We start from the raw sequence: 23,394 nt of genomic DNA on the forward strand, positions 1-23,394 counted from the left end.
TTATCACCTGTTGAACCCAGATGAACCATTAATTAGCGACAATACGCCCATCGAGCAAGTTAATAATTCGCTTGCCATATTGAGCAAAAGCATCGTTATGCGTTACCTGCACAATGGTGGTGCCTTCCTCATTGAGTTCTTTAAGAAGATCCATAATCATTTTGCCCTGCGAAGAATGCAGGTTCCCGGTTGGTTCATCGGCCAATAGAAGCGCCGGCTTGGCCACGATGGCACGGGCAATGCCAACAAGCTGCTGCTGCCCGCCCGAAAGCTGCTCGGGGAATAAATCCTTTTTTCCCACTATGTTAAAGCGATCAAGTACATCTGCCACAATCGCTTGTCGTTCCTTACGCTTCACACCTTTATACACCAATGCCGTTTCAATATTTTCGGCCACAGTCATTTCATCAATCAGATGATAGGCTTGAAAAATAAAACCAATGTGGTTGCGGTGGTACTCCACCCGCTTTTTCTCCTTAATATTGTGCATCTCTTCCTCGAAGAAGCGATAGGTGCCTTCGTTGGGTTCATCGAGCAAACCAAGGATATTGAGCAAGGTGGATTTACCGGCTCCGGAAGGGCCCATGATGCTGACAAAATCACCTTCTTCAATCGTCAGGTTAATATCTTTGAGCACATAACTCTTTTGCGACTTATGGTTGTAGTACTTGAATAAATTCTTTATTTCTATCATTATGTAGTTTTTAAGATTCAATGAACAGGGTTATATGAAGCAACGAATTATTCATCGCGCAAAATATCGACAGGATTTAATTTGCCGGCTCTAATGGTATGCCAGGTGGTGGTAAGCAGGGCGATGATGAGAATACAACAGCCGGCACCAATAAATATCCAGGCCGATAATGCAATTTTATACCGGAAGCCACTCAACCAATTATGCATCAATAAATAGGCAATTGGAGTTGCCAAAACAAAAGCAGAAATAATCAATCTGAAAACATTTCGGTTTAGCTCCACCATCAACCTACTCAGTTTGGCACCATTCACTCGTCGAATAGCTATCTCCTTAGAGCGTTTCTGCACGACGTAAAGTGTTAGCATAAACAAGCCCAAACATGAGATAATAATTGCAAATAAGCCAAGAACAGGCATTAATCTTTGAAATTCAATCTCTTGCCTGTACATATTCTGGTAGGTTTCATCAACAAAGGAGTAATCAAACATTTTATTGGGAAACAGCTCTTTATATACTAATCGGATTTGCTCAATGGTAGTCTGTTTTTCCGCTCCGCTGATTTTTACATAGTAGTTCCCACTGTTTGACTCCTGTGGATATAGAACCAGCGGCAATATTTCTTCGTGCAATGAGGTAATATTAAAATCTTTAACAACACCAAGTACCCTTATCCCTTCGCCTGTATCAATAAAACTTTCCAGAGCTTGCCCTTTAGATATTTTGCGAGCCGCGGTTTCATTTATAAGGCACACACCGCTGGCTTCTTCCTTTGTAAAACAACGGCCTTCAACCAGTTCCATTCCAAAGGTTTGAAGCACCTCAGGCGAACAATAAAGTGCTTTGCAGTAGATTTTTTCATCCTCTCCCCGGAAACGAATAGTACTAAACTCTCCAATATTTACAGGGTTATTTTTGGCATAGCTCACCTTGTCAACACCCTTAATTTCTTCTAATTTGTTTTTGAAAAGGTCCAGTTTATTATAGGCCTGCCGGTTTCCTCCTATTTCCAATACGTTTTCTTTTTGCAAACCTGTATCGTAATGGAGCATGTAGCTATTTTGCAAGTAAATAACTGCAATAGCAACAATAATAACGAGTGTTCCTGTAAACTGGAGCAAAGACAGCGACTGCCTGATGCGCAAAGCACTAACAGAACTTTTATGTTTTTGAGGAAGGGCATCAATACGTGACAACATTAGGGCCGGGTATAAGCCACTTAATCCACCAATCAATAAAGGCATAACTGTTAGCAACAGTATGTATTGTCCCACCGAAAAGTTAAAGAGCAAGGGTTTGCCAATAATAGATGACACATATGGTAACAGAGCCTTAGCACCTATCAAACCAACAACCAGAGAAATGAAGATGATAACGACCGCTTCGAGTATTATCTCCAAACTTAGGGACAAACGGCTGGCACCAAATGATTTTTTTAAGGCCATGGATTTCGCAAATTCAAATGAACGAACAGTGGCAATATTCACATAATTGATAACAGACACCAGAAGAATGAAAAGTGCAATGAGGGTATATACTGTTATTTTGCGTTTACTGGCTGTTTTCAAAAAATCATATCCTGGGGTGTTGAAATGCAATTCTTTAAAAGGAACCAACTTTAAGGCAGGATAGCTGCTGAAATCACTGTTGGGATATTTGATAGCCAGCCGCTCGTCAATCTGTTGTCCAAGAAGATTCTCCAGTTGTTGTACATCGGCTTGCGGCTTAAGTAACAGGAAGGTTTGGAAATTATTGCTGCCAAATGACTCAAACATGTTGTTCCATCCCCACATTTGTTCTAGAATAGTGACGTTAGCCAGAGCCTCAAAAGCAAATACCGACTCATAAGGATAATCCTCAACCACCGCAGTCACCTCCAGGATGATCCCTTCATTGCTCACTTTTTGCCCTACCGGATTCTGATCCCCAAACAACTTTCGGGCAGTCGTTTGTGTGAGAACGATGCTCTCAGGCCGGCTCAAACAGGTAGCTGCATCCCCATAAACGGCGTTTAGCTGAAAGAAACGGTACCACGTTGAATCGGCAAACAGGGTATTGATTTTATAAACCTGAAACTCTCCATCCTTGTTGGTTAATTGATATTGAGCATGGAACCTGTTAGTTCTTAAAAACGACTCCACCGCGGCACTCTGCTCTGCCAAATAAGGCCCATAGGCAGGAGGTGTAATAGCTCCAAAAGCGTGTTGAACTCGCACTATACGATCCCGATTCTGTTGAAACGAATCGAAACTTAATTCACTGGTAATATGAAGCCCTATAAGTATCAGAATAGTAGCTGACAGGCTCATACCAATTGCATTAACAACAAAAATCAGTGGCTTTTTCCGAAGCCTCAAAAACACTTCTTTAGTATTAATCATAGATAATGGTTATTGTGAGGGTTATTTTCTAAACTCTTAACTTTATATGATTTACTCATATCTTAAGGATTCGATAGGGTTTCGTCTCGCTGTTTTTAAACTCTGCCAGGTAATGGTTAGCAGCGCAATAAACAAAGCCAGCAAACCCGCCAAGGCAAAAATCCACCAGCTGAGTTCTGTTTTATAGGCGAAGTTATTGAGCCACTTGCTCATGGCGTAATATGCAATGGGGCACGCGATGACAAAAGCAATGGCTACCCACTTTATAAAATCTTTATTGAGCATCAGTAGAATTTCAGAAGTTTTGGCGCCATTGACTTTGCGGATACCGATTTCTTTGGTGCGCTGATTGCTTTTCAATACCGAAATATTAAAAAGCCCCATTAAAGAAAGCCCCACCGAAATGAGTGTAAGTAGATTGATTAATTGCCCCTTGACAAAATCGTCATTATACAACCATTCTATACGCTTATCGAGAAACTGCATCTCAACAGGTTCATCAGCAAAGAACCTCTTCCAGTTTTTTTCGATGTTGCTAAGCGATGCTGGCATGTCCGCTTCGGCTTTCATGCGAATATTTAAATAGCCGTCTTTTTGTTCATCCAGATAGAGGATTAACGGTTCAGCCTGGTTATGAAACGAATTAAGACTCACATCTTTTAAAATGCCTATGATTTTAACATCCGCAATTGTTTGCCCAACGACCGGTGGGATCAATCCACAAAAGCTGATAGTCGCCTCATTGACAATAGCTGACTGCATCCTATCATTGTGTATCGGACTAAAGTTTCTGCCATTGGCTAATTCCATCTTCATAAGTGGGATATAATCATAGTCAATCGCCATCCCGTTGATAATTTTTGTGACTGTTTTACCATCGCGGTCCATCTGAAAATGGAAACTGCTTAACACCTCACCGGGAGCATAACGTGAAAAAGCCACCGATTCTATATTTGAATCTCTCAACAACTCTTCTTTGAAAGATTTAACAGTTTCTGGCTGACATATGGTCTTATTAAGTTTTAGCAATACCACATTTTCTTTATCAAATCCCATGTCACTTTCCACCATGTAAGCCAGTTGCCTACCTATAAGCATCACCGAAATAAGCAAAACAATAGACAACGAAAGTTGCGCAATGGTGGATAGCTTCCCAAAACTAAGTTGTACCTTACTCATATTAGCTGCACTCTTTGGCTGGATTAATTGCAGCCCATTCTGCTTAAACTGATTCAAAAAGGGTATCAAAGCAATGAGTGAAGAGAGTACAAAACTCAAACCAACCACAAATAAAAACATAAGCGCATTAGGTATCGGATCCATTGACAATTGAAGCCTACCGATTAATCCCGGAATTGTCAATCGATATAAAAAGGCGGCCACAATCAACGACAAAGTGATGACAACCAATGAGTTAAAGAGAAACAACAGATATATTCGTAACTGACTTGCTCCATTGATTTTTCTGATACCAATACTTTTTGACTGAATAACATTTTGAACCACCAGCAAATTGGAGTAGTTTAATAATGCTATTAGGATGATAAATAACCCAATAGCTATAAACAGGTAAGTATATGTCCGGCTGCCTTTAGGATAGTCATAACTCATGTACTGCGAAAAATGCAAATCTTCCAAAGGGACTGCCACTGGCGCAAATTGGGCATTTAAATGCGTTCCAAAAGTTGCCATGTATTTGTCGTAAAATGGCTTGAAATTATTAATTACATCCTCAATCCGTGCATCATTTTGTAACAGGATAAAGGTATAACACGAAGGCATCCAATACGCTTCAGACATACGCACATCGTTAATCCCTTCTTGGTTATTCCACCAATCACCCATGGAAAATAACACATCCAAATGATGATGCGCATTGCCAGGACAATCCTTAATTACACCGGCAACAGTTAACGGCGTGCCATCCCGAATAATGATTTTACCAATGGGATTGGCCTCGCCATACATTTTTTGACTCAGACTCTCGTTAATTACTATTTCATTAGGACGCTGAAGTGCCTTTTCGGGACTCCCATAAACAAACTCAAATGTGAAGATACTGAAGACCGACGCATCAGCTGTATAAGCTTCCTCCACATGAAAAATTTTACGGTCAGCCTCCAAATTCACGGTATGACGAACCGGAATTAAACGAACAAAAGAATCAATAGCCGGAAATTCTTCCTGCAAAGTCGGGCCCATTAATGGACCTAACACTGCGTGCGTCATGGTATTTTCCGAGGCAATAATATCTCCACTTATCCGATAAATGCGCTCCCTCTGTTTATGATGCGAGTCATAGCCAGATTCGAAGCTGACGATTGAGTAAATGTAAAAAACAGACGTGAAAGCAATGACTAAACCAATCACGCTAATGAATGAATTATTCCTCTTGCTAAACAAATTATTAAGTGCTTTTTTGAAATAAAGTCTGCTCATAACTATTGGTTTTAATTACTCATACCTCAAACTTTCAATCGGATTGCGACTGGCAGCTTTCCACGATTGAACCGAAACGGTTAGCAGTGCAATAAACAAAGCCAGCAAACCCGCCAAAGCAAAAATCCACCAGCTGAGTTCTGTTTTATAAGCGAAGTTATTGAGCCACTTGCTCATGGCGTAATATGCAATGGGGCACGCGATGACAAAAGCAATGGCTACCCATTTTATAAAATCTTTATTGAGTATCAGGAGAATTTCAGAAGTTTTAGCACCATTGACTTTTCGGATACCGATTTCTTTGGTGCGCTGATTAGCCATCAGTAATGACAAACCCAACAGCCCAAGGCTGGCAATAATAATGGCTACTATTGCCAAAATGCCAATAATCCTAGAGAACAGAACTTCCTGTTCATACATTTTATCCAATAAATCATCCGTAAACTTAAACGAGAAACTTGCTCTTCCTCCTAATTGCTGCCAAACTGATTCTATGTAATCTATTGTTTGATCCACATCGGCCATACTTATTCGTATAGCTAAACGTTTGCTCATTGCCGGATTCAGGCTGATGACCATTGGAGTAATCTGTTCGTGAAGAGAAGACATATTAAAATCATTCACTACTCCTACCACTGTTCCAAACGCTGTTTCTTCTCCAATTACTTCACTCAATCCTAAAGCGCTAATAGCAGATTCATTAACCAGTACGCCACTCGTAACTTTCTCTTTATCAAAACCTGTTCCCATAAGGATTTCCATCCCCATGGTTTCCGCAAAACCATAATCAACCAATAAGCCGTTCACAGTTACCTTTTCAGCTGGATCACTCACCTTAGGAATAGTCACATGCATTTTGTTATTGCTGGGCGGCATCCATAAAGTTCCACTGGCACTTAACACATTCGGATTTTTTAGAATCTCCTGCTTAAAAACTTTAGCATTAACACCACCTAATGAAACACAGATAAGCCCTTCTTTATCAAAGCCTAAATGCTTATGAAAAGCATACCTTACTTGCTTCTGCACCAAAAACATGGTTGATAGCAACGAAATAAATACTACCAGCTGAAAAACAACCATTAAAATTCGTGAATAGTTATATTTACCATTTACCCGATTACCGCCCTTTAAAGCATTGATAAGTCCAAACCGAAATGCTCCAATGGATACGATTAGGCCTGATACTGCCCCCATCAGCAATGTAATAATTACCAAAATGAAAATACTATAGCCAAGTTGAGCAGTTATTTCAATACTATAGGTTTTACCAAATACAGACGAAAGGTATGGCAATGATAAACGCGCAATAAGCAAGGCAAATGGCAAAGCTAAAAGTGCTACAAGCACTGATTCTATAACTAATTGGGAAATAATATTAAGCCGCGATGCACCACATATTTTGTGAATAGCCGAGCTTTTTACTCGCAACAGCGCTTGTGCCGATGTTAGGTTCAAATAGTTAATTAAAGCGGTAAGAAGGATCAAAATACCAATAAGCACCAGTACATATAACATTGCTAGATTACCTTGCTCATTGCTGTTGTTATCCACTATATCCCTTGAATGAAAATACATACGCTTCAAAGGCTGAAGCGACAATAAAAAGCGATTATCTTCAGTTGAATTTTCTATGCCCCACTCTTTTATTTTCATTTCCAAAAGGTGAGGTTCAACCTCCTCTTTTAACAAAAAATAATTGGTGAAGAATACACCTTCCCAAGTCCGGCGCAAATTTTCTTCGTCAGGAATACTCCCTGTCGAAATAATATTATCGCCCAAATGCTTTAAAGCAAAGTTACTGCTTGCAATAAGTGATGCCCTGAAGTTTGAGTTATTAGGTAAATCTTTATACACTGCAGCCACCACCATTACTACTTCATTACCACCAAATTTTAACGGCAGCTGCTGACCAATCGGATTATCTGAACCAAAATACTTTTCTGAGAGGTGTTCACTTAATAGAATTTGATTATCGGTTTCATCAAAGCCTGCCAAACTGCCAACTGCTAGCTCTACGTTGAATGCCCTAAAAAAAGAGCTTTCAGTACACATCATATCAGGTTCTTCAATAAACGTATTATTATATTTGACCTCGGCATTTCTGATGGAGTACTGATGAATATACTCTTCTACCTCGGCAAACTGTTCTTTAACGGCTTCCCCTAAAACAAAAGGCGTGCTGGCCCAGGTATGGTTATCGTCTTCGTTATAATTTAATATTCTAACAATCCTCTCACTTTGCGCAAAGGAACGATTATAACCTATTTCGTTACGAATGAAAATAATGATAACAGCAGCTACTCCTAAACCTATACTCAATCCAACCAAACTAACGATGGTATTTGTCTTATCTGCTTTAAGATGCCTGTAACTTAATAAAAGATTATTCTTCAAACTCATAGCATTAAACTTGTATCACTGAAGCATATTGTGGTCATCTATTACATCCTTACTCGTAGCGCAACGCTTCGACCGGATTGCGGTTACCAATGCGCACATAATTTACTATTGCAACAACTGCAACGGTCATGAGAATAACAAAACTACACAACACAAAAAGGCTCCAATGTAATGGAATCTTATAGGCAAAATTTTGCATCCATTTGCTAGCTGTATACCAGGCACCAACTAAACCCAGCAACACCGCTGGAATAGCCATGTACTGCAGTTCCACAACAAAAAACTGTACCAAATCAGATAGCCTGGCGCCATTAATACGTCTTATAGCCAGCTCTTTCTGACGGCGGGTAGCCTCATTGGTGGTGTATCCGAGTAACCCGATGATTGTTATCAGCAGAATCACGAAGTTGCCGGCCAGCATGGCATTTCTAAAGCCTTTTTCGTCCGCATAGCTTAACAGCTGCTCATCGGCAAGGCTCCTGATTTGCGCATCTTTTTTTGGCAGTACTTTATTAAATACAGCAGCAATCTTATCCCTGACACCATGTTGCCCGTTGCCTTGCACTTTAATAAGAACCGTGAGTGACATAGACGGAAGTTCATTCTTCTCCTGAATAAATACATGCTGCGGTTTGAAGAAGAAAACTGAAGGTCGATCATCAGGCTTTGAAAGCGGTCCGATTATAAAATCAGAAAAAGAGCCTTGAATAGTAGTTGGTTCATGCTCTGTTATTATTAAAGGCTTACCTACAATCCCATCCGTCCACTTGTTATAGACTGTTAATAAATCGGCTGCTTTCTGACTGACCATCACATTGTTTATCGATGTTGCTTCGCTTGAGAATGGATGACCTTGTATAATGGGAATTTCCAACATTGAAAAATAGTGCTCATCCACCTCATAAAAATCGGCCACGTTAAACAGCTCTCTATTCCCATCTGGAGATAACACATTGTTACCCGAAGCATACTCAATCGGTACTGAATAACCCAAAGATACCTGTTCAACATCAGCCAAGGCATTCAGCTCATTAACAACCATCTGCACCTGACTCCCATTCATACTTGCGGTTGAACCATAATAAATACCTTCGGTTCGATAGCCGTGATCAGCATGACGCATTTGGTCGTATTGCAGGGTTACAATCACCATCAGGGTTAAAATAAAGGAAGCGCCAGCAAACTGAAGCGCCAGCAGTCCTAACTTCCAGCTGTTTTTCTTTTGGCGGTAACTACGAAAAGCTGTTGAAACGGGGATGCGCGAAAAATAACGCGCCGGCAGATAACTCATCAATACCAACCAGGTAACAAGAACGCCCAGCAGTGGCCATAATACACCCGGATTGACTGCTGAGGTCAAACTATGCCCGAGCTGTGCCTCGGCAAAGGGTTTAAACACCCATAGTAATAGTGATGCTAAAGCCAAGGCCAAGACAAACAAGGTAAGCGATTCTACAAAAATCAACTGACGGATGTTATTAGCCTGTGCCCCACATGTTTTATAAATAGCCGACGTTTTAGCCCGATTAACCAATATACTTAATGTCAGCAGGAAATAATTCATCAGCGACACAAACAATACTGCCAAAGCAATAGTACTTAGTATCACCAGCATGTCTTTGTGGTTATTTTTATAGATAGCCTTAATTGGCTTTAAGACATACTTTAACACCATACCTCCCTGCTCCTCCTCGAGGCGTTTAATATCCTGATACTTTTCCTGCATTTGTCGCAAAGCCGGCGCCAAATCTTCCGGATTGATACCTGGTTGCAACTTCACATACGCCATGTAACGATCATTTCCAATCCAGTTATTTGAACCGTCCCACGCGAAAAACTCAGTAATTGAAACCATGGAAACTAATATATCATAGGGGTAATTCGTATTTTCGGGCAGCGCTTTAAAAACTCCCTGAATGGTCATCTTTTTACCCGGATAACGTTTTAACTCTATCTGATTGCCAATCACATTACCCCCCATAGACTCCGCCAGCTCACTGGATACCATACAGGCCATCGGACGTGCTAAAATCTCTACCGGATTACCACTTATCATTGGACGCGGCACAACGTCAACCCAATGCTCATCGGCCAAAACCACTTTAGCCTTGTACCCTTTTTTTTCACCATCATAAACCACATGAGAACCAATCGAATTAAGTCGAGTAGCCAACTCTACACCAGGCACTTCTGCTTTTATTCCGGGAGCTACACCGCCACTTACCCTAGGATAATTCTCAAACTCACCTTTTTGCTTATCGCGTTTAAAGCTAGTTTGAACAGTGTAAATCCGGTCCGCATCGGGGTAAAACCCATCGTAACTGTAATAATAAAAAACTTCGGATAAGATGAGCATCCCAAAAGCCAATCCGACAGCCAGTGAAATGGTGCGGGTTAATGTATATTGCCCTTTTACAAATAGTTTACGTAAAGCCAGTTTAATTGCATGTAGCATAGTTATTGGGTTTTCAAAATGTCATATAATTTGTTTACTCATACCTCAACGCCTCCACGGGGTTAAGTCGGCTTGCCTTTAGTACCTGGTAACCACTGGATATTAAGGTGATCAGAATAGATATAAATAGAACAACGCATACATCAAGCAATGAAAACTGATACTTGAATTGGCCAGGCATAGCATTTTTAAGAAGCACTGCTAAAGGATAAACAATGATATTTGCCGACAATGCCATTAACATATACTTTTTGGTAATCAGCGGGAATATCTGATAGCCTTTTGCCCCTTGCACTTTTCGAACGCCAATCTCTTTTACCCGCCTTTGTGCAGCATAGTAGATGAGGCCAAACAGCCCCATTGCAGCAATAATAACGGCCATGACTGTAAAAAACAGGATCGTATTTTTAGCACTGCTCCATATTTGTAATTCCACACGTTTTAAGTTGGCCCCGTAGTGGTTAACTGCGAACAACCTATTTGTAAAGTGCCTTTTCAATACTTGGTTAATGTGATTAAGGCTGCTTTGTGTTGTTTGTGGATGAATATTAAATATTAAATCCACGGCTTGAGAAAGATCCTGTTCAATCAACAATAGCATATAAGGCTTAATAGGATTATGTACATCATCAATATGAAAGTCTTTAATAACACCAACAACGGTATAGATGCCTTCCTTTTCAAGCTTTTTACCAATAGGCTGCTTCCAGCCAAAAGCACGAGCGGCGGTTTCATTTATCAGACAGGCTTGCTGGTCGTTAGCCAGTTTATCCGAAAGGTTGCGCCCATCAATTAGTTGCATGCTCATGGTGTTGATGTAATTAGAGCAAGCCGCATTCCACCGCGTAAAAACAGAGTTTTCCTTTGACCATCCTTCGGGTATGACTTGAGAACCCCGGTTGGAATGCAGTGGCGAATTGATAGACATGGTCATATTGTCGATACCGGGGTGCGCCAGTAATTCATCGCGCAGGGCAGCATACGAAACAGTACTCTTCTGTGCCGGCACTGAACAATGCAGAAGCTCCGTTTGATTAAATCCTAAATCTTTACTGGTCAGATAGTTCACCTGTCGGTAAATCCAGAGGCTGATGGTAATTAACATAACTGACAAAACGAACTGAAAATAAACCAGGCCTTGCAAAGCACTGAAGCGATTCTTTTTAACCCAATTACCGCGTTTCAGAACAAGTACCGGCTTATAGTTAGATACCACAAAAGCCGGATAGGCGCCTGCCAACAACCCGGTAATTATCACCACACCAAACAGAAATAACGTAAACCCGTAGTCGCCAAACAACTCAAGTTTGATGTGACGATCCACAACTGTGTTAAAAACCGGCAAAACCAAATGGGCAATAAACACAGCTAAAACAAATGAAACCAACGCGATAAACATGGTTTCACTTAAAAACTGAATGGCTATGCTCTTGCGACTACTGCCAATGCTTTTTCGTAAGCCTATTTCTACCCGTCGCAAAGACGAAAAAGCGGTTGTCAGGTTCATAAAACTAACACATGCCAGCAGCAGAATCATCAATCCCATGCCAGAAAACATGTAGACCACTGCTCCCCGATCATCGCGAGGATTCTCCTTCAGGTGCAAGGTGCTTAGTGGGTTGAGGTATAAAACACGTTTCGAATTGGGGTTATGCTGAATTATTACATCAGCAATCTTCTGGTTTAATTTACTGACTGAGGCTTTAGGTTTTAGCAGCACATAAATAGTAAAGGAGATATTGTTCCAGTTTTCGCCATAATCCCTAATTATTGACACATTAGAACGAAAATAATCGGCTTTAAAATGCGACTGCTCAGGCAAATCCCTCATAATGCCGGTAACAATCAGTTCTTTCTGTTGTCCATCATAAATTATTTTTCCCAACGCATTTTCACCAGGAAAATACTTTTCAGCCATGGACTCGCTTAACACGATGGCATTGGGAGCCTCCAAGACCTTGCTTGGCTCTCCCTGCAATAGCTCAAACGAAAACATGTCGAATATAGCGGAGGGTGCCCAGCAACCATCAAGCTCTTTATACACCGTTTGCTTATCTGGCGACAGAAACTCAGACCAAATCGGACTCAAGACAAACGCATCCTTAACCTCCGGAATATTCTCTTTAAGATACCCTGCTACAGGCACCGGTAGCTGATTCCAATCATCCGAACGATCGGCTTCTCCATAAGTCTGCGCCCGATAGATACTTTTGTAATTAACATTAAACTTATCGAAATCCTTCTCGTATTGCACATATTTGGCCACTAATAAAAAGCCAGCCAAGCCAACAGATAAACATAAAACCTGGATAAAGGACAAGGTCTTTTTTCTTTTCAGGTTTCGCCAGGCGATTAGAAAATAATGATAAAACATAATTAGGCAGGTTTTAACGGCTAATATTTGGACCAGCTTATGATTCTACAGCTTCAAAATTCTTGTTTTGATGTATTTTCTCCGTCACCACATGCCCATCGAACAGGTTGATGGTGCGATGCGCGTACTCAGCATGTTCGGCCGAGTGGGTCACCATCACAATGGTGGTTCCTTCTTCGTTAAGCTGGCGAAGCAAGTTCATCACTTCGGCCCCATTGCGCGAGTCGAGGTTACCGGTAGGCTCATCAGCCAATATCAACTTGGGATTGGCGACCACCGCACGAGCGATGGCTACACGTTGCTGCTGCCCGCCTGATAGTTGCTGCGGAAAGTGCTTGGCCCGATGGGCAATCTGCATGCGTTCCATGACCTTTTGTACCCGCTCGCGTCGTTCTTTGGCCGATAGCTTCAGGTACACCAATGGCATCTCAATGTTCTCAAATACATTGAGCTCATCAATCAGGTTAAAACTCTGAAATACAAAGCCAATATTCCCCTTTCGGAGGTTGGTGCGCTGACGCTCTTTATAAGCGGCAATTTCCAGCCCGTCGAAATACAGTTCGCCATCGGTCGGGTTATCCAGCAGCCCAATAATATTTAACAGCGTTGATTTACCACAGCCCGAAGGGCCCATGATGGCCACGAACTCACCCTTTTGCACGTGGATGTTCACATTATTCAGAGCCGTCGTTTCTACTTCCTCGGTTCGGAAGATTTTTTGTAGGTTATTTGTTCTTAGCATAATATTGAGTGCTTATATGATTAGTTAAATTATTAGTCATTTAAATGGTCATTGACTGAGGGCTATCAGCCAGCTTTATTCATATCTCAGTGCTTTTATGGGGTTTTGAGATGCTGCTCTCCAGGTTTGGCGCAGGGTAATAAGTGTAGTGAGCAGCCAAATGCTAACACCTCCTGCTATAAAATAAGCCCAATGAATCGGAACGTGCTGTACGAAATTCTGCAGGTACAGCTCCATTATATACCACACCAGAGGGATTGAGATAACAAAAGCAATAAATACAGGTCGCGTGAGCTTAGAATTAATGAGCCCTATAAGTTCAGGCACACGGGCGCCGTTTACACGTCTTATACCTATCTCCTTGGTGCGCTTTTGTGTAACAACTGTTGCTAAGCCAATCATACCTATAAGGGTTATCAGCAAGGCCAGCAGGCTGAATGCGAAGATTAGCTCAAACATGGTCTTTTCATCCGAATAATAGGCCTTAAATACATCATCCAGAAACTCGTAATTAAACGCCAGGTTGGGGAAGAGTTCACCAACGGACACATCCAAATAGGACACTACCGCTTCGGCATCGCCTGTGTATTTTACAAACACACGATTGAGAATAGTGTAATTGCAAACGATACACAATGGCTCTATTCCCTGATGCAGCGATGCAAAATGAAAATCGCTACAGATGCCAACCATCCTCTTGCCAAATACACCTTCGATGCGTTCGTTAAATCGGTCGGACCAGTTATAGTTTGAAGCCGCCGTCTCATTGACGATAAAAGCATACGCATCATTTCTGCCTTCGGTAAAGTTGCGCCCTTTACTGATGTTGATGCCAAAGAAATTGAGGAAGTTGCTATCAACGGCCCAAAGTCCATATCTAATTGGCTTCCCTTCTGATTGGGTATTAACCAACTCCACATTTTCGGGACCATTGGACGCAAATGTAACATCAACAATTTGTGAGTGACTTAATAACTTATCTCTCAACGCTTCATCATTTTGCATGATGGATGAACTAAGTTTTAAGCTAATTACATTTTCGGTATCCATTCCCGTTTTAAAATGCTGCAAAAACTTTTTTTGCTGATAAATGATAATACTAGAAATGATTAAGACCATGGTGATAATGAACTGAATCGTAATCAAGCCATTTTGGAGGATGCCCTGCGATTTGGCGGCCTTCACCCTTTTGCCCGCAAAAATGGAGTATTTGGGTAAGGCAATAATAACGAGCAACATCAGCAGGATGATACCTATGAAGAAAACACCGTCGTGCAGCGACCACTCCACCGAAGTGAAATACTTGTTGATGAGGCCTGGCAAAACTATTGAATACAAAGCAAGACCCACTATGGCTGAAATAAGGAGCAGAATAACGGCTTCAACAATCAGGTTATATCGCAAGTTGGTTGCTGATGCTCCATTGCATTTGTGGATGAATATCCCTTTACTGGCCGAATTAACATTCCCAATCTTCACCAGGTAGTAGTTAATTACACTCACCAAAATGATGATGCAGCCAATCAACAGAAAAATATAGAGATAATTTTTGTTGGCCTTGTTGATGTAATCGTATTCCATTGGTGGTGACAGGTGGAGCGAAGCTAATGGCTGAAGCGTCATGCCTTCACCCTCTGCCACCTTTTCGCGTTGCAACAAAGTCGCAATCTGCTTTTCTACCTGATTTACATTCTTAGTGTTATGCAACTTCACAAATACAGAGAAAACCGCTGCGCCACGTTCCTGGTAACTATCGGCCGACATCTTAAATAAGCCAATTGGTGCGATGCTACTGGTGCTTGGTTCATCCTTATAAACAGCTACCACTTTTTTCTCCAATCCTGGCCCAAAAACCTGGTTAACCACTACGGTTTGACCCAAGGCATCAGCCGTGCCAAATAGTTTGCTCGCTGTCGACTGCGAGATAGCTACTTTATCATCGCTCTCCAGGGCTTCGCTTAAATTACCACTCACAACAATTGTCTGAAAAATTGGCATCCAATGCGTTGTAGTTGAATAGACAGGACCACTTACTTTGTTTTTTCCATCGCTGGTGCTGACAGCCATAAAAGTGCGTGGATGAAACAGGCATGCCTCCTGTACATCGGCAATTTCCTCTTTAATCAATTGGTGTACAAGGCCCGGAAACAATACCTGACTATCACTTGTCAACCTATAAATACGCTGATGATCTGGCATGTGCTTATCAAAGCTGAACTCGTTGCTTACATATTTAAATATTACCAGCGATGCAGCCACGGCAACCGTAAAGCCGAATATACTTAGATAAGTGGAGGCTCGGTTGAACCAAAGCTGTCGTAATGCAATTTTTATACTGTACCGTATCATCGTATTCTAGTTTAGAATAACCACTTAAATTTCAAACACTTCATTACTTGAGTTCAATTAATGTGGTTCTGGCAATATTTTGTAGGTTATTTGTTCTTAGCATAATATTGAGTGCTTATATGATTAGTTAAATTATTAGTCATTTAAATAGTCATTGACTGAGGGCTATCAGCCAGCTTTATTCATATCTCAGTGCTTTTATGGGGTTTTGACTGGCCGCCTTCCAGGTTTGACGCAGGGTAATAAGGGTTGCCAATAACCAAACACCCAATCCTCCCAACAAAAAGTAATACCAATGAATGGCGGCATGTACAATAAAGTTACTCATCCATAGCTCCATCAGGTACCAAACCAAGGGAGCTGAAAGCAGAAAGGCAATGACAATGGTATAGGTGATTTTCCGATTGAGTAACCGTATAATATCATAAATACGGGCCCCGTTAACTTTACGAATTCCAATCTCCTTCACATGCCGTTGAGTAATAATTGTTACCAAGCCAGTAATGCCAATTGCCGTAATTAGCAGTGCAATAAAACTAAAGAAACTAATTAATTTAAACAGCCGCATCTCGCTCTTATAATACGCCTGGTAAGTATCATCTACAAACCCGTAATCAAACCTGTGATTGGGCGAAATAGCTTTGAAACTTCTCTCGATATGCTCTAAAACAAGCGGCAGACTTCCGGAGTACTTTACAAATGCCATATTACATCTTTTCCGATTGAGCCAGAAACCCATGGGATCAACCGAATGGTGCAAGGAGGCGTAATGAAAATTTTCGCAAAAGCCAATCAAATCAGCTTCTCCGTCAAATGTTGGGAAAGGCTTATTAAGCTTATGTTCCCAGTTATATTTGTTCATTGCCGCCTGATTAAAGATGAACTTACTGTTATCCATCAGGTTGGTGGAGTAATCGCGTCCTTTGAGAATGTCTACTTCGAAAAAACTCAGAAAATTCTCAGCTACCGGCCACACAAAAAACGAGGCCTGCACACCGTCAATGGTTCTTCCCCAACCCATCATGTCGTTGGCAGGACCATGAGCGGCATACGTCACATCAGTAATATGAGCCGAGCTCATCAATGCTGAAGTAAATCCATCCAGATTATTCTTAATTTTTCCGCTCAGTGGAAATGTGAGGATATTATTACTCACAATGCCGGTATCGTAATTAATTAAGAACTGCTTTTGCTGATAAATAACTATCGAACTAATAATTAAAACCAGTGAAGCCACAAACTGAAAGGTCATCAGCACAGCGCGCATGCTCATAAACGGCTTAGTAGATGAGCGGCTATATTTATCAATCAGGGTGTCGGCAAATCGGAACCCTGTTGGTAATAAAACCGATACAATTGCGGCTCCTACTCCAATACAGCCTAACATCAGCAGCCGCATGCTTAACGAGAAATCCTTTAAGTTGAAAGGCACCAATTCTGATAGCCTTGAGCTATCGAATAACTCAATTAATAAATAGGCTAAAGCCGCGGCCACTGTACAAATAATAAGTCCTTCAATTAGTAATGTTAACCTGATGTGCTTTAGTTGCGCCCCATTCACCTCCTGCACAAAGAAGCTCTTTTCACGGGTAGGCATAATGCCACACTTAAAATTATAGTAATTGATAACACTAATAATTAGAATTAGAAAAGCCACCGATAAAAATAAGTCAACCGTGGAGCGTTTGGTTACTTCAGCATATTCATAATTTACCTGTTCGGCGAAATGTACGTCCTTGAGCGCGCGCAAATAAACACTTACTTCATCATCAAATTCTTCATTGAGAATGTCGGCAATCCGCTGGTTTAGCTCATCGGTCACCAATTGTGGCTCAATCTCTAAAAAGGTCAGGAAACTACTCTCCGATCTGTCTAAGCGTGTGGGGTTTTGCTTGATACTCATGAACCCAACCGGACTAAACGTGCTGCTTGAAGGAAACGACTTGTAAACAGCACATACCTCCAGCTCCCTGCCATAGTTAACCAGTATCCTTTCGCCGATCACATTTGTACTGCCAAAGAGTTGCACGGCTGCTTCCGAAGCAATGGCTATTTTACTTTTGTCAAGAAATGCCGCATTCAAATCCCCAATCAGCACATCAAACGTAAGTAACTCGGTAATAGCAGAATCAGCCTGAAAGACTGAACCAGCATAAATATTGTCCGGCTGTGTGGGGTGCACAAGCACCCGACCAGCATATGGCGATAATATACTGGCATTTTTAACCTCAGGAACCTTGTCCTTTAATAGTTGTGCGGTTGTCCCCTTGTATATCACCTGGTCGCCCACCTCAACTCGATAGACCCTTGCGGCCTTTTCGTGATGATTGTCAAAACTGTGTTCGTAAATGACATAAAAGAAGATGATTAATGAGGTGGCAAAGGCCATTGCAAACCCAAGCACATTAAGCAAGCTAAAATACTTACGATGAATAATATGCCGGAAAGCTGTTTTTATAAGGTACTTTATCATTGTGTCTTAATTTAAAACCACCACTTCGTTATCTCCAAAAATTTCATAGCCCGAGGTAATCACTTCCTCCCCAGCCTCCAGGCCCTCCAGCACTTCAAAATAGCGCGGGTTTTGGCGACCAATGCTTACCTGCCGTTTATAGGCGGCCGAGCGATCCTTATTCAGCACAAACACCCATTGTCCGCCTGTGCTTTGAAAGAAACTGCCACGCGGTAATAAGAGCGCTTTAGAAGAGTTGCCCAACTCCAGTTTCACATGGCTGGTTTGTCCAATACGCAGATTCTGACGGTTGCTGTTATCAAACTCCAGGTCCACCGTAAATTTTCCATCTTTAACTTCCGCATAGATCTTACTCACCTCCGCATCAATCGTTCTGTTGGGGAACTGGCACCTTGCCTTCAAACCTTTCCGGGTGCGCGAAATATAATGTTCATCCACCTCTGCTTTGAGCTTAAACTCATCGAGTATATTCACTTTTCCAATGCGTGTCCCATATGAAATGACCTGTCCTTCTTCCAAATTCAGGGCAGCCAGCTGTCCGGTTACCGGCGCTTTGATCGTGAGGTTATCCAGACGCTGGCGAATGATGCCTTGGTTCTGTTCCATGCGCTGTGCCGAATTCTCCAGCGTCTGAATCTGGATGCCACGATAAACGGAGTCACGCTTAAAACTCTCCCTCAACAGATTCATTTGTCGTTGCGATGCTTCGTAGCTGGTTTTATCACGCAAATACTCTTCTTCGGCTATTAAACCTTCCTTAAAAAAAGTGGTTGAATTATCGTATTTCCGCTTCTGGATAAACAAATCGCCCTCCAGTTGAACAATCTGATTCTGTATAGACATGGCATTCATTTCCATTTGCAAACGAGCCGTGCGCAGTTCATTAATGGCGCGGGCCACATTGGCCTCGTTATTCGAAATCTCTAAAATCAGGTTGGTGTTGCTTAGCTGGGCAATGGCATCGCCCTCGTTCACCAGGCTACCTTCCTCCAGCAAGATGCCTTCCACCCGTCCACCTTCAATGGCATCGAGGAAAATGGTTTTGATGGGCTCAACCGTAGCTGTTACACTAATGTAATCCTGAAAATTATCGAGTTCAACCTTTGAGATAGTCACCCGGCTTGCATCTATCCTGACCTGGCTCCGGTGATCCGCAAAGGCTATAAAATAAATACTCCAGCAAAGGAACACGCCGCCTCCAATGAGCCATTTCAAATGCTTCTTCCACCAGGGTTTCTTTTGTAGTTGCTTATCCATAATGTATGCTTTGACTTCGGTTAGGGCTTATGCCAAAGTCGTGCCTCAGCTACTAAATATTGAATTACAGCGTTTTAATATTTTTACCCATTATAACAGTGTTGGATTTTCCAACACCTCTGTATGGATTTCCAACAATAAAGAAGTATTTTGTAGATGGAATTGGATGTTTTTTCAATCCCCAAAGTGTATAAAACTAACCAATCTGGTAACCCAGCCCCCTTTTTAAAGGGGGAAATATCTGAAGCAATACCAAACAGATTGTTAGTTACACAAAGTTTCCCCCTTGGAGAAGGGGGAGCAACATAAAGAAGATTAATAATACAAATTTATTAGGGGGATTGACCTGAAGCATAACATATTATTAAACCATAAAATGTCGGAAGCACATTACAATAAGAAGTTTAAACATTTTGCCAGAAAGCTAAGAAATAACTCTACTGATGGTGAAATCATTCTTTGGAAAGAGGTGTTAAGGGCACGGCAGATATATGGTTATCAATTCAACAGACAATTTGCTATTGATAATTACATTGTTGACTTTATTTGTCGTAAACTAAGACTTATTATTGAAGTAGATGGCTATTCGCATCAATTCAAAACTGAAAAAGATAAGTTAAGAGATAGAACATTAAATACACTGGGGTATCATGTTTTAAGAATTGATGAGTATGAAGTTAAAAAGAACCTCAACAATGTTATTCGTGTGATTGCCACAACAATCGAAGAACTAGAAGAAAAAAATAAGGAACAATAAATTAAGACTTCCCCTCTTGCAGAAGGAGTGATGTACTGGACATTATAAACAGAAAAGAATTGATTATACGCCAATCCCCCGGAACTAACAAAACGGATAAAACATAGAAATACCGCCCCCTTCGCCAAGGGGGAAAAACTAACAGAATAAACACCAAAACCGACTAATCTACAATCGAAGAAAAACAATAACAATAGAAATCTCCCCTTGAAAAAAGCGGAAAACATAGCAAATAATAAACAAAACAATTTCCCCCTTGGAGAAGGGGGAGCAATATGAAAGGAGATTTTAAATGTAAACATATCAGGGGGATTGAATATCTGACAATCCACCAACCTAAACCTCAATAAACCATAACAACAATGCCCAAAGAAGGACAAATACTTATAGTTGATGACAATAAAGAGCTGCTGGTCGCACTCAAGCTCTACCTCAACCCACATTTTAAAACGGTAGTTACGGAGCATAACCCAAACCGAATTATTGAGCACCTTAACAAAAACGCTTTTGATATTGTGATGCTCGATATGAATTTCAAAGCAGGCATCAACACGGGCAACGAGGGGCTGTTTTGGATGCAGGAGGTTCACAAGTACGACCCTGAACTGGCCGTGGTACTCATTACCGCCTACAGCGATGTGGCCCTGGCTGTTAAGGCCATTAAAAATGGGGCCGCCGATTTTATTGAGAAATCGTGGGACGAACAGAAAATCCTTTCAACCCTTAGGGCTGTGTATAAACTCCAGAAATCGAAGCGAGACATCAACCGCTTGAAGAAAAAACATAAGCACCTCAAAGAAGCCATTGCCAATCAAACGGACTTGTTTATTGGCCGCTCCGAAGCCATGCAACAAATAATGAACATGGTGAATAAGGTGGCTCCAACCGATGTTAATGTGCTTATTCTAGGTGAGAACGGCACCGGCAAGGAAGTGATGGCCCGCACCATCCACCATCTTTCAGCCCGGAAAGAAGAGATGTTTGTAGCCGTTGATTTAGGCGCTATTCATGAAAACCTGTTTGAAAGCGAATTGTTTGGCCATAAGAAGGGAGCTTTTACCGATGCGAAAACAGACCGGACCGGCCGCTTTGAAGTGGCCTCAGGAGGCACCCTGTTTCTGGATGAGATAGGCAACCTGTCGTTGGCTGCTCAGGCAAAGCTTCTGGCAGCACTGCAAAACAGGGAAATCACACCTGTGGGGGGCACCCGCCCCATTAAGGTAGACATCCGGCTGATATGTGCCACCAACATGCCGCTGCAGCAAATGGTAGCTGAGGGAACGTTTCGCGAAGACCTGCTTTACCGTATCAACACCATCACCATGGAGCTGCCGGCGCTTCGCAATCGCAGGGAAGACATTGGCGGATTAGCCAGCTACTTCATCCAAAAACAAGCCGATAAATACAATAAAGGGTCCTTAAGTCTGACCCGGCAGGCCATCCAGACCTTACAGGAGCAATCGTGGCCGGGCAACATCCGTGAGCTACAGCACACCATTGAAAAGGCAGTTATTCTCTGCGATTCAACCACCATCTGCAGCGATAACCTGTTTCTGAAACCTCATCAAAAAAAGGTGTTAGACGAAGGGTGCTTTAACCTGATTGAGCATGAGCGCCTGCTGATTGAGAAAGCCATTGCCAACTGTAAAGGAAATATGAGCAAGGCCGCAGTTAAACTCGGTATTAACCGCTCTACTTTATACGACAAAATAAAAAAGTATGACCTTTAAGCACCATACCCTCAGCCTTGTTGTTCAGGCAGTATTACTGGCTACTACCCCGCTCATCGCCTGTTTGCTTTGGGTAACCGAGCAGCCCCATATGCTTCTATACCTCCTGGTCTGCGTTTACCTGGTGCAGGTGGTTCACTTAATTTTTTCCGTACGAAAAACCAATCGTGAGCTGGCTAAATTTATTGAGTCCTTTGGTTTTGGCGATACCACCATTCACTTTAGCACACGCGACAGAGATGCCTCATTCCAGGATCTGTTTAAGGCTTTTAACAAGGTCGTTAAAGCTTTCAGACAACTCAAGATCGATAAAGAAAAAGAATACCTGTTTTTTGAAAATGCCCTGAAGAAGCTGGGGGTGGCCATTATTGTTGTGAATGAACATGGAAACGTGGTAATGACCAACGATGCGCTGCTGCAATTACTCGATTATAAATACCTCCACCGCATTGATAAGCTCAACACCTTAAAGCCGGGCCTGGCACATGAACTGATGCAGCTACAACCTCACCAGCAACATTTGGTGGAGCTGATGGTGAATAACCGCCTGCTGCAGGTGGCGCTAACATCGGTATTGATGAAACAGGAAAAGAAGGTATTGCGCCTCATTGCATTCCAGGACATCCGCAGCGAGATAGAACAAAAAGAACTGGAGTCGTGGCAAAAGCTGATACGCGTTCTAACCCATGAAGTTATCAACTCTCTCAGCCCGGTGAACCTCATCTCGGCCGGCCTGAAGCAGCGATTTCAAACCGATGAGCAGCCGCTGATTGTAGCCGCCGATGAGCAGCAGGAAATCATTGAAGCCCTGGACGCTATGCACAACCGCAGTAAGGGACTGACCCAATTTGTGGAAAGCTACCGGAGCATGACCGGCCTGAAAAGTGCCCAGACGAACCATTGCAATATCCACCAGCTACTAACACGTATCCAAACACTGTTTGCAACACCTGCCAGTAAAGCCAACTGCCAGGTCAACATCAATTGCTCGCCGGCCATAGCCCACAATATTGATGAAAAGCTGATTGAACAGGTGCTTATTAACCTGGTAAAGAACAGCATGGAAGCACTTGATAAAGCAGAATCAGCCATCACCATTGAAGCGGGCAAAAAGGAGCAACACCTTCACCTCAGCATTGCCGACAATGGCAAAGGTATTCCGGCCGATGAGCTAAATAAAGTCTGCGTCCCATTTTACACCACCCGCCAGGGAGGAAATGGTATTGGGCTGGCCCTATCACGCCAGGTGATGCGACTGCATGGCGGACAGTTAAAACTGAATTCTGTTGAAGGCGAAGGCACAAGGGTTGAACTAATATTTTAGAACATTCCCACTTTTG

General features: G+C 42.1%; 13 protein-coding genes. 3 read left to right on the forward strand and 10 right to left on the reverse strand.

Going from position 1 to position 23,394, the window contains the following annotated elements:
* Positions 1-28 precede the first annotated feature (28 nt).
* The 10 genes from ACSX1H_RS06160 to ACSX1H_RS06205 all read right to left on the reverse strand — a co-directional run bounded on the left by ACSX1H_RS06160 (position 29) and on the right by ACSX1H_RS06205 (position 19,567).
* The gene (locus tag ACSX1H_RS06160; RefSeq protein WP_439182963.1) at positions 29-694 is read right to left on the reverse strand and encodes an ABC transporter ATP-binding protein; all 666 of its coding nucleotides are present in this window, start codon (positions 692-694) and stop codon (positions 29-31) included.
* A gap of 47 nt (positions 695-741) precedes the next feature.
* Complete coding sequence (locus ACSX1H_RS06165; protein ID WP_439182964.1) at positions 742-3,075, reverse strand: ABC transporter permease; 2,334 nt, start codon at positions 3,073-3,075, stop codon at positions 742-744.
* 51 nt (positions 3,076-3,126) lie between these two features.
* Complete coding sequence (locus ACSX1H_RS06170) at positions 3,127-5,514, reverse strand: ABC transporter permease (RefSeq protein ID WP_439182965.1); 2,388 nt, start codon at positions 5,512-5,514, stop codon at positions 3,127-3,129.
* Between the two features lie 15 nt (positions 5,515-5,529).
* On the reverse strand, positions 5,530-7,911 hold the full coding sequence (locus ACSX1H_RS06175) for an ABC transporter permease (protein ID WP_439182966.1): 2,382 nt from the start codon (positions 7,909-7,911) through the stop codon (positions 5,530-5,532).
* A gap of 55 nt (positions 7,912-7,966) precedes the next feature.
* Positions 7,967-10,372 carry an ABC transporter permease gene (locus ACSX1H_RS06180; RefSeq protein ID WP_439182967.1) on the reverse strand — a complete coding sequence of 802 codons (2,406 nt, stop codon included), beginning with the start codon at positions 10,370-10,372 and terminating at the stop codon, positions 7,967-7,969.
* A gap of 34 nt (positions 10,373-10,406) precedes the next feature.
* Positions 10,407-12,746: an ABC transporter permease gene (locus tag ACSX1H_RS06185; protein WP_439182968.1), complete on the reverse strand. Its 2,340-nt coding sequence runs from the start codon at positions 12,744-12,746 to the stop codon at positions 10,407-10,409.
* Positions 12,747-12,783: 37 nt separating this feature from the next.
* Positions 12,784-13,488 carry an ABC transporter ATP-binding protein gene (locus ACSX1H_RS06190; RefSeq protein ID WP_439182969.1) on the reverse strand — a complete coding sequence of 235 codons (705 nt, stop codon included), beginning with the start codon at positions 13,486-13,488 and terminating at the stop codon, positions 12,784-12,786.
* A gap of 75 nt (positions 13,489-13,563) precedes the next feature.
* The gene (locus ACSX1H_RS06195) at positions 13,564-15,837 is read right to left on the reverse strand and encodes an ABC transporter permease (protein WP_439182970.1); all 2,274 of its coding nucleotides are present in this window, start codon (positions 15,835-15,837) and stop codon (positions 13,564-13,566) included.
* A gap of 178 nt (positions 15,838-16,015) precedes the next feature.
* On the reverse strand, positions 16,016-18,310 hold the full coding sequence (locus ACSX1H_RS06200) for an ABC transporter permease (protein ID WP_439182971.1): 2,295 nt from the start codon (positions 18,308-18,310) through the stop codon (positions 16,016-16,018).
* 6 nt (positions 18,311-18,316) lie between these two features.
* Positions 18,317-19,567, reverse strand: coding sequence for an efflux RND transporter periplasmic adaptor subunit (locus ACSX1H_RS06205; RefSeq protein ID WP_439182972.1), 1,251 nt, complete (start codon positions 19,565-19,567; stop codon positions 18,317-18,319).
* A 376-nt stretch (positions 19,568-19,943) separates the two neighbouring features.
* Here ACSX1H_RS06205 and ACSX1H_RS06210 point away from each other — a divergent pair, with 376 nt between their 5' ends.
* From ACSX1H_RS06210 to ACSX1H_RS06220, 3 genes are all read left to right on the forward strand, one after another.
* Positions 19,944-20,324 (forward strand): endonuclease domain-containing protein, encoded by a 381-nt coding sequence (locus tag ACSX1H_RS06210; protein WP_439182973.1) that lies wholly within the window; start codon positions 19,944-19,946, stop codon positions 20,322-20,324.
* A gap of 362 nt (positions 20,325-20,686) precedes the next feature.
* Entirely contained in the window at positions 20,687-22,054 is a 1,368-nt protein-coding gene (locus ACSX1H_RS06215) for a sigma-54-dependent transcriptional regulator (RefSeq protein WP_439182974.1), read from the forward strand.
* Complete coding sequence (locus ACSX1H_RS06220) at positions 22,044-23,378, forward strand: sensor histidine kinase (protein ID WP_439182975.1); 1,335 nt, start codon at positions 22,044-22,046, stop codon at positions 23,376-23,378. The genes ACSX1H_RS06215 and ACSX1H_RS06220 overlap by 11 nt, the downstream gene beginning before the upstream one ends.
* The last annotated feature ends 16 nt before the right edge of the window (positions 23,379-23,394 follow it).

The organism is Carboxylicivirga taeanensis, assembly GCF_051851475.1.
Taxonomy (GTDB): domain Bacteria; phylum Bacteroidota; class Bacteroidia; order Bacteroidales; family Marinilabiliaceae; genus Carboxylicivirga; species Carboxylicivirga taeanensis.